The organism is Ruegeria sp. L11, assembly GCF_056531755.1.
Window position 1 is genome coordinate 16,353 of the sequence record NZ_JBQFMI010000010.1, and the last position, 16,987, is coordinate 33,339.

18 protein-coding genes are annotated in these 16,987 nt (G+C 58.7%); 10 read left to right on the forward strand and 8 right to left on the reverse strand.

Going from position 1 to position 16,987, the window contains the following annotated elements; all coding sequences use genetic code 11:
* Positions 1 to 3: 3 nt before the first annotated feature.
* Positions 4 to 846, reverse strand: a complete 843-nt coding sequence (locus tag ACR0CE_RS14945) for an LOG family protein (RefSeq protein ID WP_267363716.1) — start codon at positions 844 to 846, stop codon at positions 4 to 6.
* Between the two features lie 79 nt (positions 847 to 925).
* On the opposite strand from ACR0CE_RS14945, the gene ACR0CE_RS14950 reads away from it, so the two are divergent.
* The 3 genes from ACR0CE_RS14950 (at position 926) to dapD (ending at position 3,418) form a co-directional block, all read left to right on the forward strand.
* Positions 926 to 1,837 (forward strand): threonine/serine dehydratase, encoded by a 912-nt coding sequence (locus ACR0CE_RS14950; protein ID WP_480833073.1) that lies wholly within the window; start codon positions 926 to 928, stop codon positions 1,835 to 1,837.
* Between the two features lie 44 nt (positions 1,838 to 1,881).
* Entirely contained in the window at positions 1,882 to 2,481 is a 600-nt protein-coding gene (locus ACR0CE_RS14955) for a GntR family transcriptional regulator (protein WP_209598385.1), read from the forward strand.
* Positions 2,482 to 2,590: 109 nt separating this feature from the next.
* Positions 2,591 to 3,418 carry a 2,3,4,5-tetrahydropyridine-2,6-dicarboxylate N-succinyltransferase gene (gene dapD / locus ACR0CE_RS14960; RefSeq protein ID WP_480833074.1) on the forward strand — a complete coding sequence of 276 codons (828 nt, stop codon included), beginning with the start codon at positions 2,591 to 2,593 and terminating at the stop codon, positions 3,416 to 3,418.
* Positions 3,419 to 3,535: 117 nt separating this feature from the next.
* On the opposite strand, the gene ACR0CE_RS14965 is transcribed toward dapD, so the two are convergent.
* Complete coding sequence (locus ACR0CE_RS14965) at positions 3,536 to 3,934, reverse strand: hypothetical protein (protein WP_480833075.1); 399 nt, start codon at positions 3,932 to 3,934, stop codon at positions 3,536 to 3,538.
* Positions 3,935 to 4,160: 226 nt separating this feature from the next.
* The gene (locus ACR0CE_RS14970; RefSeq protein WP_480774119.1) at positions 4,161 to 4,496 is read right to left on the reverse strand and encodes a cupin domain-containing protein; all 336 of its coding nucleotides are present in this window, start codon (positions 4,494 to 4,496) and stop codon (positions 4,161 to 4,163) included.
* 115 nt (positions 4,497 to 4,611) lie between these two features.
* Here ACR0CE_RS14970 and ACR0CE_RS14975 point away from each other — a divergent pair, with 115 nt between their 5' ends.
* A complete protein-coding gene (locus ACR0CE_RS14975) occupies positions 4,612 to 4,956 on the forward strand; it encodes a hypothetical protein (protein WP_209598381.1) in 345 nt (114 codons plus the stop codon).
* Here ACR0CE_RS14975 and ACR0CE_RS14980 read toward each other — a convergent pair.
* Positions 4,953 to 6,011, reverse strand: coding sequence for a transporter substrate-binding domain-containing protein (locus ACR0CE_RS14980; protein ID WP_480488553.1), 1,059 nt, complete (start codon positions 6,009 to 6,011; stop codon positions 4,953 to 4,955). The two genes, ACR0CE_RS14975 and ACR0CE_RS14980, sit on opposite strands and share 4 nt — an antisense overlap.
* A gap of 209 nt (positions 6,012 to 6,220) precedes the next feature.
* Here ACR0CE_RS14980 and dapE point away from each other — a divergent pair, with 209 nt between their 5' ends.
* The 3 genes from dapE to rnr are packed head-to-tail and all read left to right on the forward strand — an operon-like array spanning position 6,221 to position 10,245.
* Positions 6,221 to 7,360 (forward strand): succinyl-diaminopimelate desuccinylase, encoded by a 1,140-nt coding sequence (dapE, locus tag ACR0CE_RS14985; RefSeq protein WP_480833076.1) that lies wholly within the window; start codon positions 6,221 to 6,223, stop codon positions 7,358 to 7,360.
* A 3-nt stretch (positions 7,361 to 7,363) separates the two neighbouring features.
* Positions 7,364 to 7,939 carry a TIGR04282 family arsenosugar biosynthesis glycosyltransferase gene (locus ACR0CE_RS14990; protein WP_480833077.1) on the forward strand — a complete coding sequence of 192 codons (576 nt, stop codon included), beginning with the start codon at positions 7,364 to 7,366 and terminating at the stop codon, positions 7,937 to 7,939.
* Between the two features lie 47 nt (positions 7,940 to 7,986).
* Entirely contained in the window at positions 7,987 to 10,245 is a 2,259-nt protein-coding gene (rnr, locus tag ACR0CE_RS14995; RefSeq protein ID WP_480833078.1) for a ribonuclease R, read from the forward strand.
* On the opposite strand, the gene ACR0CE_RS15000 is transcribed toward rnr, so the two are convergent.
* On the reverse strand, positions 10,236 to 10,622 hold the full coding sequence (locus ACR0CE_RS15000) for a DUF1801 domain-containing protein (RefSeq protein WP_480474187.1): 387 nt from the start codon (positions 10,620 to 10,622) through the stop codon (positions 10,236 to 10,238). The genes rnr and ACR0CE_RS15000 overlap by 10 nt on opposite strands.
* Positions 10,619 to 11,317 (reverse strand): glutathione S-transferase family protein, encoded by a 699-nt coding sequence (locus ACR0CE_RS15005; RefSeq protein WP_480833079.1) that lies wholly within the window; start codon positions 11,315 to 11,317, stop codon positions 10,619 to 10,621. Before ACR0CE_RS15005 ends, ACR0CE_RS15000 begins: the two co-directional genes overlap by 4 nt.
* An 84-nt stretch (positions 11,318 to 11,401) precedes the next feature.
* Here ACR0CE_RS15005 and ACR0CE_RS15010 point away from each other — a divergent pair, with 84 nt between their 5' ends.
* Entirely contained in the window at positions 11,402 to 12,115 is a 714-nt protein-coding gene (locus ACR0CE_RS15010; RefSeq protein ID WP_480484146.1) for a helix-turn-helix transcriptional regulator, read from the forward strand.
* An 87-nt stretch (positions 12,116 to 12,202) separates the two neighbouring features.
* On the forward strand, positions 12,203 to 13,495 hold the full coding sequence (locus ACR0CE_RS15015) for a lytic murein transglycosylase (RefSeq protein WP_480833080.1): 1,293 nt from the start codon (positions 12,203 to 12,205) through the stop codon (positions 13,493 to 13,495).
* A 50-nt stretch (positions 13,496 to 13,545) separates the two neighbouring features.
* Here ACR0CE_RS15015 and ACR0CE_RS15020 read toward each other — a convergent pair whose 3' ends face one another.
* Positions 13,546 to 14,943 carry an aspartate aminotransferase family protein gene (locus ACR0CE_RS15020; RefSeq protein WP_480588361.1) on the reverse strand — a complete coding sequence of 466 codons (1,398 nt, stop codon included), beginning with the start codon at positions 14,941 to 14,943 and terminating at the stop codon, positions 13,546 to 13,548.
* 77 nt (positions 14,944 to 15,020) lie between these two features.
* Positions 15,021 to 15,704 (reverse strand): GntR family transcriptional regulator, encoded by a 684-nt coding sequence (locus tag ACR0CE_RS15025; protein WP_480484143.1) that lies wholly within the window; start codon positions 15,702 to 15,704, stop codon positions 15,021 to 15,023.
* A 140-nt stretch (positions 15,705 to 15,844) separates the two neighbouring features.
* Here ACR0CE_RS15025 and ACR0CE_RS15030 point away from each other — a divergent pair, with 140 nt between their 5' ends.
* Positions 15,845 to 16,930, forward strand: coding sequence for a polyamine ABC transporter substrate-binding protein (locus tag ACR0CE_RS15030; RefSeq protein WP_267363696.1), 1,086 nt, complete (start codon positions 15,845 to 15,847; stop codon positions 16,928 to 16,930).
* Positions 16,931 to 16,987 lie beyond the last annotated feature (57 nt).

Genomic DNA, 16,987 nt, shown 5'->3' on the forward strand with positions numbered 1-16,987 from the left:
CGCTCAGCGCCCCGGAATTTCGTCGCGGGGCGGGGCGGGTTCCCAGTTCTCGATGATCTCGGCCGCCTCCTGCGCGGTATCGACAAAGCGGAACAGGTCCAGATCCTCGTCCGAGATCGTACCGGCATCCGCCAGTGCGTCCCAGTTGATGACCTTTTCCCAGAACGCGCGGCCAAACAGCAGGAAAGGCACACGATCCATTCTGCCGGTCTGGATCAGGGTCAGGGATTCGAACAGTTCATCCAGCGTCCCAAACCCACCGGGAAAGATGGTGATGGCGCGGGCGCGCATCAGGAAGTGCATTTTGCGGATCGCAAAATAGTGGAAATTAAAGCTGAGATCTGGCGTCACGAAACTGTTTGGCGCCTGTTCGTGCGGAAGCACGATGTTCAGCCCGATCGAGCACCCGCCTGCTTCGTGTGCACCGCGATTGCCAGCTTCCATTACACCGGGGCCGCCGCCAGTGACGATCACATTCTCGCGGCATCCGGTTTCTTTCGATTTCACGGTCATCAGTCGCGCGAATTCGCGTGCCTCATCATAATATTTCGACAGACCGGCCAGGGTTTCTGTCCGCGCGGTGTGCTTTTGCGAAGGTTCGGGAATGCGGGCACCGCCGAACATGACGATGGTCGACGTGATCTCACGCTCGGTCATGATCATTTCGGGTTTCAGCAACTCAAGCTGCAAGCGTACAGGGCGCAGCTCGTCCCGGCACAGAAACTCGTCATCCGCGAAAGCCAGACGGTAGGCCGGAGAGCGTGTTTGCGGTGTGTCCGGAACCTCTTTTGCGGTCGAGCGGTCGGTCTGCGCATCGCGAAACGGACTGTGGCGGTCTTCTCTCATCGTTGATCGATCCCTGCTTGCGTGTTTGACAAACAGCTATAGGGTTCGCGGGCAGAGTGCCAGTCACGGAAAGACGAGAATGAATTGGAAAAGTGAAATATCGGCAGCACGGGACCGCATCGCGGGTTATGCGCAGGTAACCCCGGTTATGGAAAGCAACATTCCCGGCTATCCGGTTGAGCTGAAACTCGAGCACATGCAGCATACCGGCAGTTTCAAGGCGCGGGGTGCGTTCAATACGCTGCTCAGCTCGGACGTGCCGGCTGCGGGTGTGGTCGCCGCATCCGGTGGCAATCATGGTGCGGCGGCGGCCTATGCCGCGCAGACGCTGGGGTATCCTGCAAAAATATTTGTGCCGGAACTGGCGGGCCCGTCCAAGATCGCACTGATCCGGCAAACCGGTGCCGACCTGAGTGTTGTTTCCGGTGAATACGCGAACGCGCTGACCGCAGCGCAAGAGCATGAGGCAATGACGGGTGCAATGCAGATACATGCTTATGACGCCCCGGCCACGGTGGCGGGGCAAGGGACCTGTTTTGCCGAATGGGACGCCCAGGGCTTGCAGGCGGATACGGTACTGGTCGCTGTTGGCGGCGGCGGGCTGATTGCAGGGGCGCTGGCCTGGTTCGGTGGCGCGCGCAAGGTTGTGGCGGTCGAGCCGGAAACGTCCTGTGCGTTGAATGCAGCGTTGCGCGCTGGTGAACCGGTCGATGTTTCCGTGTCGGGGATCGCCGCAAACGCGCTGGGCGCGCGGCGGATCGGCGAAATCTGTTTTGAACTGGCACAGGGTATGAGTTCGGTTCTGGTGTCTGACGATGCCATCGCTGCGGCACAACTGGCGCTTTGGCGCGCGCATCGCATTCTGGTAGAACCTGCGGGCGCGACCGCATTGGCAGCCTTGACCTCGGGTGCGTATCGGCCTGAACCGGGTGAACGCGTGGCCGTTCTGGTGTGCGGTGCAAATATCGCGCCGGACCCGTTCGCTGGGTAAATTATCGGGTTGTGGTTGTGGATGGTGGATTTTATCTATAATCCATGACTGCAATGATTTCCGACACGATTTACCAAAGCCTCAGCCAGCGGATCATCACCGGAGAGCTGGCGGCCGGTGAAAAGCTGCGGCAGGATCATATTGCCCGAACCTTCGATACCAGCCATGTTCCGGTGCGCGAAGCCTTGTTGCGGCTTGAGGCGCATGGGTTGGCCCGGCATGAACCACGCAAGGGAATGCGGGTTACGGCGCTGGACCCGGCAGAGGTTCGGGAGGTGATCGAAATGCGCGTGGCGTTGGAAACGCTGGCGTTGCAGCAATCGATGCAAAACATGTCTCCGGTCGCGCTGGAGAAGATCGAAAACGCACGCATCGCCTGTGACGAGGCGCAGTCGATGCCGCAATGGGAGGCTCTGAACAGAACGTTTCATCGCGCCATCCTGACACCTTGCGGGTTGCCTCGGCTTTTGCACGCAATCGACGATCTGCATATCGCAAGCGCACGCCATTTGTTCGCGCAATGGCGGTTGAAATGGGTGCAACGGGCTGACACGGATCATGCGGCCATCGTGCGGGCGTTGAAGCGCAAGGAAATGGCCACAGCAACGGCGATCCTGACCCGCCATATCCGGCGCGCAAGCTGATGACCCTTTGCCTCAGACGCAATTGGGCCCGTCTACGTCGCATTGCGCCATGGGTCGGGCTTGCGTATAGGCCAAATCAACGTGAACAGATTCTGTAGGGAGACACCCCATGTCCAACGCGCAACTGGAAGCCGCCATCGAAGCCGCCTGGGAGGCACGCGAGACCATCACGCCCGCCACAACAGGCGAGCAGCGCGAGGCGATCGAGGACACGCTGAATGCGCTGGACAGTGGCTCGTTACGCGTGGCGGAAAAGCTGGAAACCGGTGACTGGCACGTAAATCAATGGGCCAAAAAGGCGGTTCTGCTGGGCTTCCGTATCAAGGACATGGAAATCCAGCCGGGCGGTCCGCAGGACGGCGGCTGGTGGGACAAGGTAGACAGCAAGTTCGCCGGTTGGGGTGAAAACCAGTGGCGGTCTGCCGGGTTCCGCGCGGTTCCAAACTGTGTGGTTCGCAAGTCGGCATATATTGCACCGAGCGTGGTGCTGATGCCGTCTTTCGTGAACCTCGGGGCCTATGTTGACGAAGGCACGATGGTTGATACCTGGGCCACCGTCGGATCCTGCGCGCAGATTGGCAAGAATGTGCACCTGTCGGGCGGCGTTGGCATTGGCGGAGTGCTTGAGCCGATGCAGGCTGGCCCAACCATCATTGAAGACAATTGCTTTATCGGCGCGCGTTCGGAAGTGGTCGAGGGATGTATCGTCCGCGAAGGCTCGGTTCTGGGGATGGGAGTGTTCATTGGTAAGTCCACCAAAATCGTGGACCGCGAAACCGGAGAAGTCATGTATGGCGAGGTTCCGCCCTATTCGGTTGTGGTCGCGGGTTCCATGCCGTCAAAGAACAATGTCAGTCTCTATTGCGCGGTGATCGTGAAGCGGGTTGACGAAAAGACCCGCTCGAAAACGGGCATCAACGAATTGCTGCGGGACTGATCGTTCTGGGAATGTCATAAGGCCGGAGCAGTTACGCTCCGGCCTTATTTGTTCTTTGGGTCAGGTCGGCTAAGGCAGATACCAAGCTTGTGGCCCTAGCCTGCCTTGAAGTGCTGCTTAGCGGCTCTCACCCTGCATGGCTTCCACTTCTGTGCTTCCTGCATTGGTTTCCGCACCATCGGCCTCACCACCGCCTTCGGCCTCGCCGCCACCTCCGGATTCACCATCGCCGCCGGATTCGCCTCCGCTTTCGGCCTCACTACCGCCTTCGGAATCGCTACCGCCCTCGGTTTCACTGCCACCTTCGGCCTCACCATCGCTGCCGGATTCACCTCCGCCTTCGGTCTGCGCGCCGCCTTCGGCCTCGCCGCCACCGATGGCTTCGCCGCCTTCACCGCCCGCTTCTTGGGCATAAGCAGCATCACTTGTTACAAAGGACAGAATTGCAACAGCCGGTATACCGGAAAGTACAATCACGCTTGCTGTTGTTGTCATCAATCTGGACAGAACACTCATCTCAACTCTCCTTTGAAAATGACTTATGCAGTACCCACAGCGTAGGGTCGGCATCGACGCTTAGTTGTGAATTGCTGGCGTCGTGTCCCGGCTAGCGGGAATTGGCCCAAAATGAAGAGGAAGACTGGCGCAAAAGTGCCGGATTCAACTCAACAGCTTTTCAGGCCGGAGGCCTTCAATCAATGAGGGAGGCCGAGACTCGCGTTCACTGAGTCTCTCACCCAGCTTATCCCTTGATCGGATATCGGTCCGGTTCCTCGAAAACATCTATGACCCGTGTGCCAGCCTTGATTTTGCCGCCATGTTCCACGCCTGATGGGATCGAATAACTGTCGCCCGAGCGGTAGGTCCGGGTCTGCCCGTCGATGGTCAATTCAATCTCACCCTCCACCACTATGCCCCATTGGGCTTTGTGAGAATGTAAGGGCAATTCGAAATCCTGAAGAAACGTAAAGAACGCCACCAATCCTGCATCCGACCGGATCACGGCCGTTTGCACCACGTCGTCGGGGAACGGTACGTCGAGGCTGGGAAAACTCGCTATGAAATCTGGGTAGGGCATGAAGGCGTCCTTTGTATTCGGGATCGGTTTATTCCGGGTACTATGGGGGCAAGGCGGGGCTCCTGCAATTGTTGGCTGCTTGACCGCGAACTGGCGCGGGGCTATGGCCCGGTGCATGGAGAAGCAAAAGAAACCCTCGCGTCAGCAAGTCTATACCCTTCTGGTCCAGATTGGCCGCAAGGAGGGCGACGGGCTGCCCGATGGGGCGACCGGCGCGGCGCTAATGTGCTATGCCAGCGGCGTGGATGAGGCCGAGGCCGTGCGTGAGACGGTCGCGATCCTGAAGCAGGCCGACACCGCACCGCTGGATGTCACCGGATACGGCACATTGGCCGAGCGTGAAGCGCAAGGTCACGATATCGAGGCGGACGAACGTGCGCTGATGCAAAGAGCATTGGATGAAAACGCAGTGATCGTCGCGCAGATGACACCGTTTTTCGGAGACGAGGCGCAGGCCTAGTTCCGCGATCCGAACCACTTGCGATAGATTTCGTCATAGGTTCCGTCTTCGCGCAAGCCAAGCAATGCCTGGTTTACATCCTCGACCAGAGGTGATCCGGTCGGGAAAGCGATGCCGTAGTTTTCGCGCAGGAAAACACCACCTGTCATCGACGCAATGCGCCGCCCTTCATGGGCCGCAAAATAGGACAGGATCGGCGCGTCGAATACGACGGCATCCAGATCTTCGGCCTTGAAAGCGTCCAGCATCTCATTCAACCCCGGATAGCTGGTAAACTCGATCTCGCGCCGGTTCAGAAAACTGGCCGCTGTCGACCCTGATATTGTCCCGACAGTCTTGCCGTACAGGTCGTTCACCGAATTCACGCTGCCGGTAATGGCGTCCACGGTCATGACCGAGGTGATACGGGCGGTGAACACCGAAACGATGAACAAGGATGACACCACCAGCACGACACCCAACATTCGACCGAACGGAGTGCGCGGCATTCGCTCTTCGAAGCCGCCATTCACAACCAAGTTCAGCGCCCACCAGAACGATGGGAACCACGCTTCGTTCAAGTCGCGGTCGAAATAGGGTTGGGCGCGGCGTTCAAAGCTCCACATCAACATGCCGCCACCGAGGAGAATGGCAAAGGCCAGCCCTATGGCGATGAACAGTTCTTTCGAGAGCAGGGCCTGCAACAGCGATGGTTTTCGTACCGCGTCCGAGGGTACCATGATCTGAAGACCCGCTTCGAAGATCGGCTGAGAGAAATCCATTTGCGTTTCACGCAGGGCGGTGATCGAGATATTGGCGATGGCAAGGTCTGCAGATCCGCTCTGCACGGCACCCAACATGTCAGAAAACGCCTCGACGCGGTTGACCGTGTAGTCCCAGTTCAGAGCCTTGGCCAAAGCCGCCAGCAAATCCATAGAGAAGCCGGTTTCGTCGCCATCCTCGACATAGGAAAATGGCGGGCGGGTCACGGTTGTGACCGAAAGGGACTGTGCCAGGCTTTGCTGTGCGATGACGGCGAAAGTCAGGCAGATCAGTGCGAAGAAGGCGCGCTTCATATTCAATTCACCTGTTTCGCGGCCCTGTAACGCGAATTTGTGGCGGGCGGCAAGGTGGTCGCAGGGTAAAGTGCCATGTTTTATTGGGGTGTCGCTTTGACATCTAAATATTTGGATGACCGTTTTTTTACGGATTGGGGTTGGAAAACCGGCCAAATCGTTGAATCTGTGCGCGAACCCGCGTCAGACACAGTTCCAGAGGCCCCCGCATGACTGATCCCGTCCAATTGACAGCCGAACTGATCCGTTGCCCTTCGGTCACACCTTCAGAAGGCGGAGCACTTGTTTTGCTTGAGGCGGTGCTGTCGGAGGCAGGTTTCGAATGCACGCGCGTTGATCGCGGCGGCATCAGCAACCTTTTCGCGCGTTGGGGGCAGAAAGGTCATGCGCGCAGTTTCGGATTCAATGGTCACACGGACGTCGTCCCTGTCGGCGACGAAGCTGCCTGGACTGCGCCGCCCTTCGGGGCCGAAGTGCGGGATGGTGTGATGTATGGGCGCGGCACCACCGATATGAAATCCGGAGTTGCGGCTTTTGCGGCTGCGGCAATGGATTTCGTGCGTGACACCCCGCCGGACGGGGCAATTGTCCTGACGATTACCGGTGATGAGGAAGGCGATGCGTTGGACGGCACCACTGCGCTTCTCGATTACATGAAAGGCGCGGGTGAGCGTATGTCGGTCTGTCTGGTAGGTGAGCCAACATGCCCGAACAAAATGGGTGAGATGATCAAGATCGGCCGTCGGGGCTCAATGACTGCGTGGTTTAAGATTACAGGTGTGCAGGGGCATTCGGCTTATCCCCATCGGGCCAAAAACCCGCTGCCCGCAATGGCGCGGCTGATGGATCGGCTTGCCAGTCATGAACTGGATCAGGGCACGGACCATTTCGACGCCTCCACACTGGCTGTTGTCACCATCGACACTGGAAACGCCGCGACCAACGTGATCCCGGCGCAATGCAGCGGCGCGGTCAATATCCGCTTTAACGATCTGCATTCCGGGGCAAGCCTGAGTGACTGGTTGCAGTCAGAGGCGGATCAGGTGGCAGCTCAGTACGGTGTCGAAATCGGTGTCACGATCAGTATTTCGGGTGAAAGTTTTCTGACCCCGCCGGGGCCTTTGTCGGATCTGGTGGCCAAAGCGGTCGAAGCCGAAACCGGCGTTACGCCTGAGCTGTCGACAACCGGCGGCACCTCGGACGCGCGCTTTGTCAAAGACCATTGCCCGGTGGTGGAGTTCGGCTTGGTCGGGCGCACGATGCATCAGGTGGACGAGTGCGTTGAGGTTGCGCAGATCGAGCAGCTCAAATCGATCTATACCCGTATCCTGACGGATTATTTCGCCTGATCCATGCAACGCACATTGGTGATCATGGTCAAGGAACCCAGACCGGGTCGTGTCAAGACGCGGCTGGGGCGCGATATCGGCATGGTTGGTGCCGCGTGGTGGTTTCGGCATCAGACCCGCGCCTTGATCAGCAGGCTACGTGATCCCCGTTGGCAGATTGTGCTGGCCGTGTCGCCCGATGCAGAAGGCCTTGTAAGCCGTGTCTGGCCCGATGACCTGCCACGCGCGCCGCAGGGGTCCGGTGACCTGGGTGGCCGGATGAAGCGGATGTTGTGCGGAATGCCCAAGGGGCCGGTTTGCCTGATTGGTGCGGATATTCCGGGTATTTCGCGTGCACATATTGCCCGTGCATTTGGTGCGCTTGGGCGATCCCAGATGGTGTTCGGCCCCGCGCCGGATGGCGGCTATTGGCTGGTCGGTGCGCAGCGCTATGGCGCGCTGCCCGCAGGTCTGTTCCACGATGTGCGCTGGTCCACAGAACATGCATTGGCCGACACACTTGCCTCAATCCCAAACTGCCGTGTGACCCTGCTGGACCAGCTGCGCGATGTGGATACGGTCGCTGATCTGAAACCCTGAGGTTTTTTGGTCATGACGCGGTCGCAAACGCGTGCTACGCCGGAAGCATGACTCGCATCCCTACCAAGCAGGAGGTCCTTGACTGGATCTCGGCGAACCCCACCCTGACCTCGAAGCGCGATATCGCCAAAGCCTTTGGCATCAAGGGCGCGGATCGTATTGACCTCAAGCGCATTCTCAAAGAGCTTGAGGCCGAAGGGCATCTTGAAAAACGCAAACGCAACTATCGCGATCCGGACCGTCTTCCACCTGTCAGTGTCTTGCAGGTGAAAGAGCCGAATGCCGATGGTGATCTGTTCGCCCGACCACTGGAATGGCATGGCGAAGGGGTCGAGCCCATCGTTCTGATCATCGCGCGGGCCAGCGACCCGGCCTTGGGCGAGGGTGACCGTATTCTGGCCCGCCTGACCGTCGTGCACGAGGAAGATCACAATTACGAAGCGCGTCTGATCCGCCGGATCGGAACCAACCCGCGCAAGATCGTGGGCATATTCCGTAAAGGGGCCGAAGGGGGCAGAATCGTCCCTATCGACAAGGCAGGCCAGACCGAATGGCTGGTTGCCGATGGCGCGGTGCATGGTGCCAAAGACGGCGAATTGGTCGAGGCCGAACAGGCCGGGCCGAAAAACCGCATGGGCCTGCCGCGCGCGCGCATCGTTGAACGGCTGGGTGATCCGACCGCGCCCAAGGCTGTTTCGCTGATCGCGATCCATCAGCACGGTATCCCGGATGACTTTCCCGACAAGGTCATAGCCGAAGCAGACAATGCCAAACCCGTTGGCCTGAAGGGCCGCGAGGACCTGCGGGACATGCCGCTGCTGACCATCGACCCCTCGGATGCGCGTGATCGTGATGATGCCTGCTACGCGCACGCGGATGAAGACCCCAAGAACCCTGGTGGACATGTGATCTGGGTCGCTATCGCCGATGTTGCTGCTTATGTGCTGCCCGGCTCGGCCCTGGACCGCGAGGCGCGCAAGCGGGGCAATTCAAGTTATTTCCCTGACCGAGTGGTCCCGATGCTGCCTGATCGTCTGTCGGGTGATCTGTGTTCCCTGCATGAAGGCGTCCCGCGTGCCTGTATCGCTGTGCGGATGCAGATTGACGCGGACGGTAACAAGATTGGTCATCGTTTCGTGCGGGGGTTGATGCGTTCGGTCGCGTCGCTAAACTATGCCGAAGTGCAGGAGGCCATCGACGGCAACCCGAACGACCGCACCGGGCCATTGGTGGAGACGGTCTTGAAACCGCTTTATGCCGCCTATGCCGCGCTGAAGAAAGCGCGGGCTGTGCGACAGCCGCTGGAACTGGACCTGCCCGAGCGTAAGATCGTGCTCAGCGAAACGGGTCATGTTGAAAGCGTGGCGTTCCGTGACCGGTTGGATGCGCATCGGTTGATCGAAGAGTTCATGATCCTCGCCAATGTCTCGGCTGCGGAGACACTGATCGCCAAGCGCCGTCCGCTGCTGTTCCGCGTGCACGAGGAACCCGCGCCCGAGAAACTGGAAAGCCTGCGGGAAACGGCGCAGGCTGCCGGATTGAACCTCGCCAAGGGGCAGGTGCTGCAAACCCGCCACCTGAATGCGCTGCTGAACGCCGCCGCCGGGACCGAGGATGCGGAACTGATCAACCTGACCACTCTGCGGTCAATGGCACAGGCATATTACAACCCAGAAAACTTCGGCCATTTCGGGCTGGCGCTGCGGAACTACGCGCATTTCACCTCTCCTATCCGGCGCTATGCCGATCTGGTCGTGCATCGGGCGCTGATCTCGGCCCACGGTTGGGGCACGGACGGTTTGACAGAAGACGAGATTACCCGGCTCGAAGAAACGGCCACTCATATCTCGGATACTGAACGCCGATCCATGATGGCTGAACGGGACACGACTGACCGCTATCTGGCCGCGTATCTGAGCGAGCGAGTCGGCAATGAATTCACGGGCCGGATCAGCGGCATTGCCCGGTTTGGTGCTTTTGTCAAAATGGACGAAACCGGTGCGGATGGCTTGGTTCCGGTGCGATCACTTGGGCGCGAGTTTTTCCATTTCGACCGCGAGGCCGGGACACTTATGGGGGCGGACACGGGGCTGACTATCGCCATTGGTCAACGTGTCACCGTTCGACTGACCGAAGCGACACCAGTGACCGGCGGGTTGGAGCTGGAGCTGCTGTCCATTGACGACCAGGCCCTGCCGCGCGGACAAGGGCCAAAAGGGCGATCATCCCGGCGCAAAGCGATCAGCACCAAGCGCAAGAAAGACAAGATCAAGCGCAAGGTCGAACGCAAACGCCGTCAGAGGTGATAGGTCAACGCCCGGGCAATCAGCCATCCGTGGCGTGTTGGATCGATTTGTGTAGTGTCATCAAACAGAACGGCACGGTTCCCATCTATCTGGTCCTCGCCCGGAAAGGCGGATGTGAAATCGCTTATCAACCGGGTTCGGCAGTGCACAAACAAGGCGAAACTTGCCGACTTGTGCGCGCCCAGCCGGATCGTTGACCCCTTGGGCGCAAGATAGGCGGGCTGACCCCACCGCAGTTCCTCTTGCACCGTGGGGGCGGCAGGCAGAGAGGCTGCCGTGTCAAACACAAGCGCCCGCAAGGCCAGAGCCCCCGCACGGATTTGCGGGGGCAGGGCTTCAAAGGCCGAAGCGACCAAAGGGTTTTCAAAGGGTTTCATGCAATTGGTATCGCCTGTTCCAACCGATCCACGTAGCTGTTTAGCAGGTTATCCTGTTTGATCCGGCGGGTCAGGGGGGTGTCCGCAGGTGTGGCGCGCATCGCTGCAAGCATTGGACCAACGCTCATGTCAGCCGATGTCGGCCGGTCCCCAAGCAGGAAAGAGGATTGCCACAGATAGGCCGAGATCGCCTCGAGGTCACGTTCGACCCGGTCCAGCCGTTCGGACAGCGAAAACCGCCCGATTCCCTGCGACGTGATCCCCTTCAGAACGGATTTCCGGATCGCATTGGATGCGGGTTTTCGGATCAACGCCGGAATTCCGGTAAAGAACGTATCTCGCAAGATCGGCCAGACTTGGTCATTGCCCCAGCGATCTAGAACGATATGAAAATACAGATGCTCTTCGGCCATGCGCACCAGGGCGCGGGACTGCGCCTTTTCGACATCCGTCAACCCTTTGTCGAAATCCGCGCCCTGCTGTTCCAACCAATCGCGGATCAGGTCGCTGTCCGGGACTAGGCGTTCCGGCGTCCGCAAAACGGGCAGCTTCTGGTGGGGCATCTTACGGGGGTCAAGCATGTCCGAGCGCTGCCAGGTCTGGCCGGACTGCTGAAGCATCAATGCTGTCTTGACGCAGAAGGGGCTGGCACTGAACAGGCCGAAGGCAGAGGGGAAGGTGAGAAGGGTCAGCATTATAAGGCTCCGTGTTATGGGGTGCTGACTGAGTATCGGGGCCTAATGACAGTTTCTGTCATTAGGGATAAGCTATAATACATCATGTCCCGCACCGCCCGTTTGTTCCAACTGATGCAAGCCCTGCGTTCTGGCCCTTCGCCCAGAACATCCGAACAGTTAGCGCAGGATTTGGGTGTTTCGGCCCGAACAATTCATCGGGATATTGATGCATTGCGCGGACTGGGTGCCGTGATTGATGGCGAAGCGGGGTTTGGCTTTACGCTGATCGAGGACGCAACCCTGCCCCCATTGGGGTTCACTGATGATGAGCTTGAAGCGTTGGTTCTGGGCCTGCGCGAAGTTCAGGTGATTGGCGATCCGGCTTTGTCGGGCGCAGCGGGCACGGCCCTGCGGAAACTTCAGGGACGCTTGCCGCAACGCCAGTCCCACCGGCTCAGCCATGCGGTTCTGGCAGCTACACGGTTCAACCGCCCGCCTGAGCCCACGATTGACGTGGCCACTCTGCGGCAGGCGACGTGGGATGAGCGCGCGGTCGAGTTTTTCTATACGGACGCGAAAGGCGACGCTACGCACAGGCGCGTCAACCCTTTGAGCATCGTCTATCTGGATCACTCGAACGTGTTGTTGGGCTGGTGCCACCTGCGACAGGATTTTCGCGTTTTCCGGTTGGATCGCTTGCAGGACATGTCAGTGACGGAACAAAGTTTCAGGCCGAACCGCGTGCCCCTGCTGCGCGAGGCATTGGAACGCATTCGGGCAGAGCGTGCTGCGCAGGAGCGAGAGGCGAACGTCTGAGCACTTTGTGAATTTCTGATTCTGCGCTACCCTGTGGTCGAGCAGTAATCAGGAAAAAACGGAATGCGAAAATGCGTAGGCGGCGTCATGACCGTCGCATTGTGGGCATCCATAGTGCAGGCGGAAACAACAGAAAACACCAGATGGGCAGACAGCGGGATTTCACGCGAAGCGCTGCTACTGGCTTCGGCGGATGTGACCGTTTCGATCCGTCCGGTCCCGCGCCCGTTGATTGAGGCCTTGCCCGTGGTTTCTGCGACAACGGCACGGTTTCAGTCCTGGCTTGGCGCCTTTCAGGGACGCGCGCGGCGGCAGGGCATTTCGCAGGGAACACTGACTCAGGTGTTTTCGGGGATGAGCTATGACGAAGATGTCCTGGAACGGGATCGCAATCAGGCTGAGTTTTCGAAACCCATCTGGGAGTATCTTGAAACCGCAGTGTCGGAAACGCGCCTGTCGAACGGGCGCGCCGCCCTGCAGCGGCATCGGCAGGTGTTGAACCGGATCGAGGCTGAATACGGTGTCGAAAAAGAGGTGGTCGCTGCCATCTGGGGGCTTGAAACCTCTTTCGGGTCTTATCGCGGCAGCAGTCCAACGCTTCGTTCATTGGCAACGCTAGCCTTTGATGCGCGGCGGGCACAATTCTTTGAAACGCAGTTGGTCGCTGCCCTGCGGATCGTGCAGGCTGGCGATATCAGCGCCGGCAACATGCTTGGCAGTTGGGCGGGCGCAATGGGGCATACACAATTCATGCCCACGTCATATCTGGATCACGCGGTGGATTTTGACGGTGATGGCCGGCGGGACATCTGGTCGGATGACCCGACGGATGCGCTGGCTTCGGCGGCGTCTTATCTGGCGCGGCATGGTTGGACCAGGGGTCAGCCGTGGGGCGTGGAGGTTCGTCTGCCGACCGATTTCGATTACGCCTCAGCCCGTCGCGATTTTACGCTGATGCCGTCTGAATGGGCCGCTCAGGGTGTCGTGGCGCGGGATGGTACCGTCGTGCCGGATCATGGGAAGGCCGCTATCCTGCTTCCGGCGGGAAGTCAGGGCGTTGCGCTGATGATCTTTGACAATTTCAACGTGATCGAGACGTATAACGGGGCCGACGCCTATGTGATTGGCATCGGGCATCTGTCCGACCGGCTTGCAGGGGGCGCACCGTTTCAATCCGACTGGCCGCGCGGCGACCGGGTGCTGAGCTTTGCCGAGAAAAAGGAACTTCAGACCCGTCTGACGGATGCGGGCTTTGACACAAAGGGTGTCGACGGGCGTACCGGGCCAAATACGATCAACGCGGTTCGGGCGTATCAAATGGCGCAGGGGCTGGTCCCGGACGGATACCCCACGCCAAACCTGCTGGAGAGGTTACGGTAAAGAAAAGGCGGCCCGAATGGGCCGCCTTTGAAGACGCATAAGTCGCTAAATCAAGATGCGGCTTTCATCAGCCCTTGTGCAATGATCTCGGCCTGCGCTTCGTCCAGCGACTTGTAGATCCGCACGAACATCTCGTCGATATCCGCAGGTGTCAGGATCAGCGGGGGTGAAATGATCATCCGGTCGCCGACGTGGCGCATGATCAGGTTATTGGCAAAGCACCGATCACGGCAGATATAGCCGACCGTGCCGGGTTCGGATGCGAATTTGGCGCGGCTTGCTTTGTCCGGGGTCAGCGCGATGGAGGCCATCATGCCAACGATCTTGGCCTCACCCACCAGCGGATGATCTGCCAGTGCCTCCCATTTCTCTTTCAGATAGGGGGCGGCAACGTCGCGCACGTGCTCAACGATCTTCTCTTCTTCGAGGATGCGCAGGTTCTCCAACGCCACGGCAGCCGCGACCGGGTGGCCGGAATAGGTATAGCCGTGATTGAATTCGGTACCGCCGATCACTTCGGCGATTTCGTCGTTCACGATGGACCCGCCGATGGGTGCATAGCCCGAGCTAAGGCCCTTTGCGATGGTCATGATATGCGGTTTGATGCCAACGGTTTCCGATCCGAACCAGTTGCCTGTCCGGCCAAATCCGCAGATGACCTCGTCGGCTATCAGCAGGATATCGTACTTGTCGCAGATACGCTGAATTTCCGGCCAGTATGTATCGGGCGCGACGATCACGCCGCCTGCACCCTGAACCGGCTCGGCGATAAAGGCGGCGACCCGGTCTTCACCCAACTCTTCAATCGCCTCTTCCAGCTCGCGCGCGCGGGCCAGACCGAATTCTTCGGGCGACATGTCGCCGCCTTCGGCCCACCAGTTGGGTTGGTTGATGTGGTGGATATTCGGGATCGGAATGCCGCCCTGCGCGTGCATCCCGGCCATACCACCCAGCGAGGCTGAGCCCACGGATGAGCCGTGATAGGCGTTCTTGCGGCTGATGATGATGTTCTTGTCTGGCTGGCCCTTCTGGGCCCAGTAGGTGCGCACGAGGCGGATATTGGTATCGTTTGCCTCGGACCCGCCTGCTGCGAAAAAGACATGGTTCAGATCGCCCGGGGCCAGTTCGGCAATCTTGGCGGCTAAAGCAATCGCGGGGACGTGGGTCGTTTTGAAGAAGGTGTTGTAATAGGGCAACTCGCGCATCTGGCGCGCGGCAACATCGGCCAGCTCATCACGCCCATATCCGATATTGACGCACCACAGGCCTGCCATTGCATCCAGAATTTCCTCGCCTTCGCTGTCGGTCAGATAAACACCATTGGCACGTGTGATCACGCGCGCCCCTTCCTTCCCCAGCGCACCATTGGCCGAGAAAGGGTGAATGTGATGCGCGGCATCCAGCGCCTGCAATTCGGCGGTCGGCATGTGGTTGGTGATGGTAGACATCGGAGAATCTCCTACAAGAACGCAGTTGGCGAACACAATATGATCAAATTTTTTCCTGTCAATCGAATCAAGTTAGATCAGACAGACGTCAATGCCTCCGCCATCAGGTCCATACCCTGTTCGATGTCCTGAGCGGTTGCCTTTGCAGTCATTTCTGCGTCACCGGCGCGCAAAGCGGCAATAATGTCCTTGTGCCGATCCGGAAGGCTCTGTGTGCCGAAGCGCCCGCAGACAACACGCAAAGAGGGGCCAAACCGCAACCAAAGTCTTTCAGCCAGATCACTGAGGATCGGCGCGTTTGCGTAAGAATACAGCGTTTCGTGAAAAGCTTGGTTCAAACGCAGATAGCCACCGACATCACCATCGGCGATCATGCGATCCAAATGCCTGTCCAGGCGTTCCAGGTGATCAATGTCCTGCGTTTTCAGGTTGGCGGTTGCACGTCTGGAAAGCTCTGATTCTATTGAAATTCTGGCGAAGATCATCTCTTCAATATCGTTCGAGTTCAGCAGCGGTACACTGACGCGCCGATTGCCCTGGAAAACCAACCCTCCATCCGAGATCAACCGGCGAATCGCTTCGCGGACCGGAGTCATCCCAACACCCAGCGAATCAGTCAGGCCCTGGATTGTGACGGGCTGACCTGGGACCAGTTCACCGAACAGAATCTGTGATCTGAGTGTTTGGTAAACCTGCTCATGCGCGGGTTGTTTGCCCCCTTCGGTCGACGGCGCATATGCCTTATTTTTGATCAAATCCAATTGGTTCTTCCCATTTCGACTAAGCCTGACTTGTCAGGTGACTGGCCACGTGAAACCATACGCTGGATCGAGGGAAAACGCAAAACTTGATCAAATCCAAAAAAACGGGAAAATACCCGTACACTTGCAGGGAGAAGAATATGACAATCAAAACGCTGACTATGACGGCGGTCATCGCATTGGGGACTTCGGCGGCATTTGCTGAAGAGGTGCGTGTTTACAACTGGTCCGACTACATCGACGAAGAACTGCTGAGCAAATTCGAAGCAGAAACAGGTCTGACCCTGATCTATGACGTGTTTGACAGCAACGAGGTTCTGGAAACCAAGATGCTGGCTGGTGGTTCGGGCTATGATGTGGTGGTGCCGTCAGGTACATTCCTTCAGCGCCAGATCCAGGCCGGCGCGTTTCAGCAGCTGGACCAAAGCAAGCTTTCGAACGCCGGAAACCTTTGGGATGTAATCGAAGAGCGAACCGCCGGTTATGACCCGGACAACGCGTATTCGATCAACTACATGTGGGGAACAACCGGGATCGGCGTGAATGTCGGTAAGGTCAAAGAGGTTCTGGGCGACGACGTTGCTCTGAACAGCATGGATCTGGTCTTGAAGCCCGAGAACATGGAAAAGCTGGCCACTTGCGGCGTGCATTTCCTGGATGCCCCGGCCGAGATCATTCCCATGGTGCTGCAATACCTTGGTGAAAACCCCGACAGCCACGACGCGGACGTGATTGGCAAGACCGAAGCGGTTCTGACGGCGGTCCGCCCGCATATCCAGAAATTCCACAGCTCGGAATACATCAATGCACTGGCAAACGGCGATATCTGCGTTGCTGTGGGCTGGTCGGGTGACATCCTTCAGGCACGCGACCGTGCTGCAGAAGCAGATAACGGTGTAGAGATTGAATACCACCCCTTCGCCGAAGGGTCGCTGATGTGGTTCGACCAGATGGCAATTCCTGTCGATGCTCCAAATCCCGAAGGCGCACACACGTTCCTCAACTTCATTCTGGACGCCAACAACATGGCGGCGGCATCGAACTATGTGTATTACGCCAATGGCAACAAAGCGTCTCAGGAATTTCTGGAAGAGGACGTGATCGGCGATCCGGCCATCTATCCGGATGATGCCACGATGCAGAACCTGTACATCACGACACCTTATCCGGCGAAAACACAGCGGGTCGTGACGCGTCTGTGGACCAAGGTCAAATCGGGTACCTGATCCGAATTGCACCGGCAGGGCGGCGCCGCCGCCTTGCCTCTCTTTCCAGCTATTCGA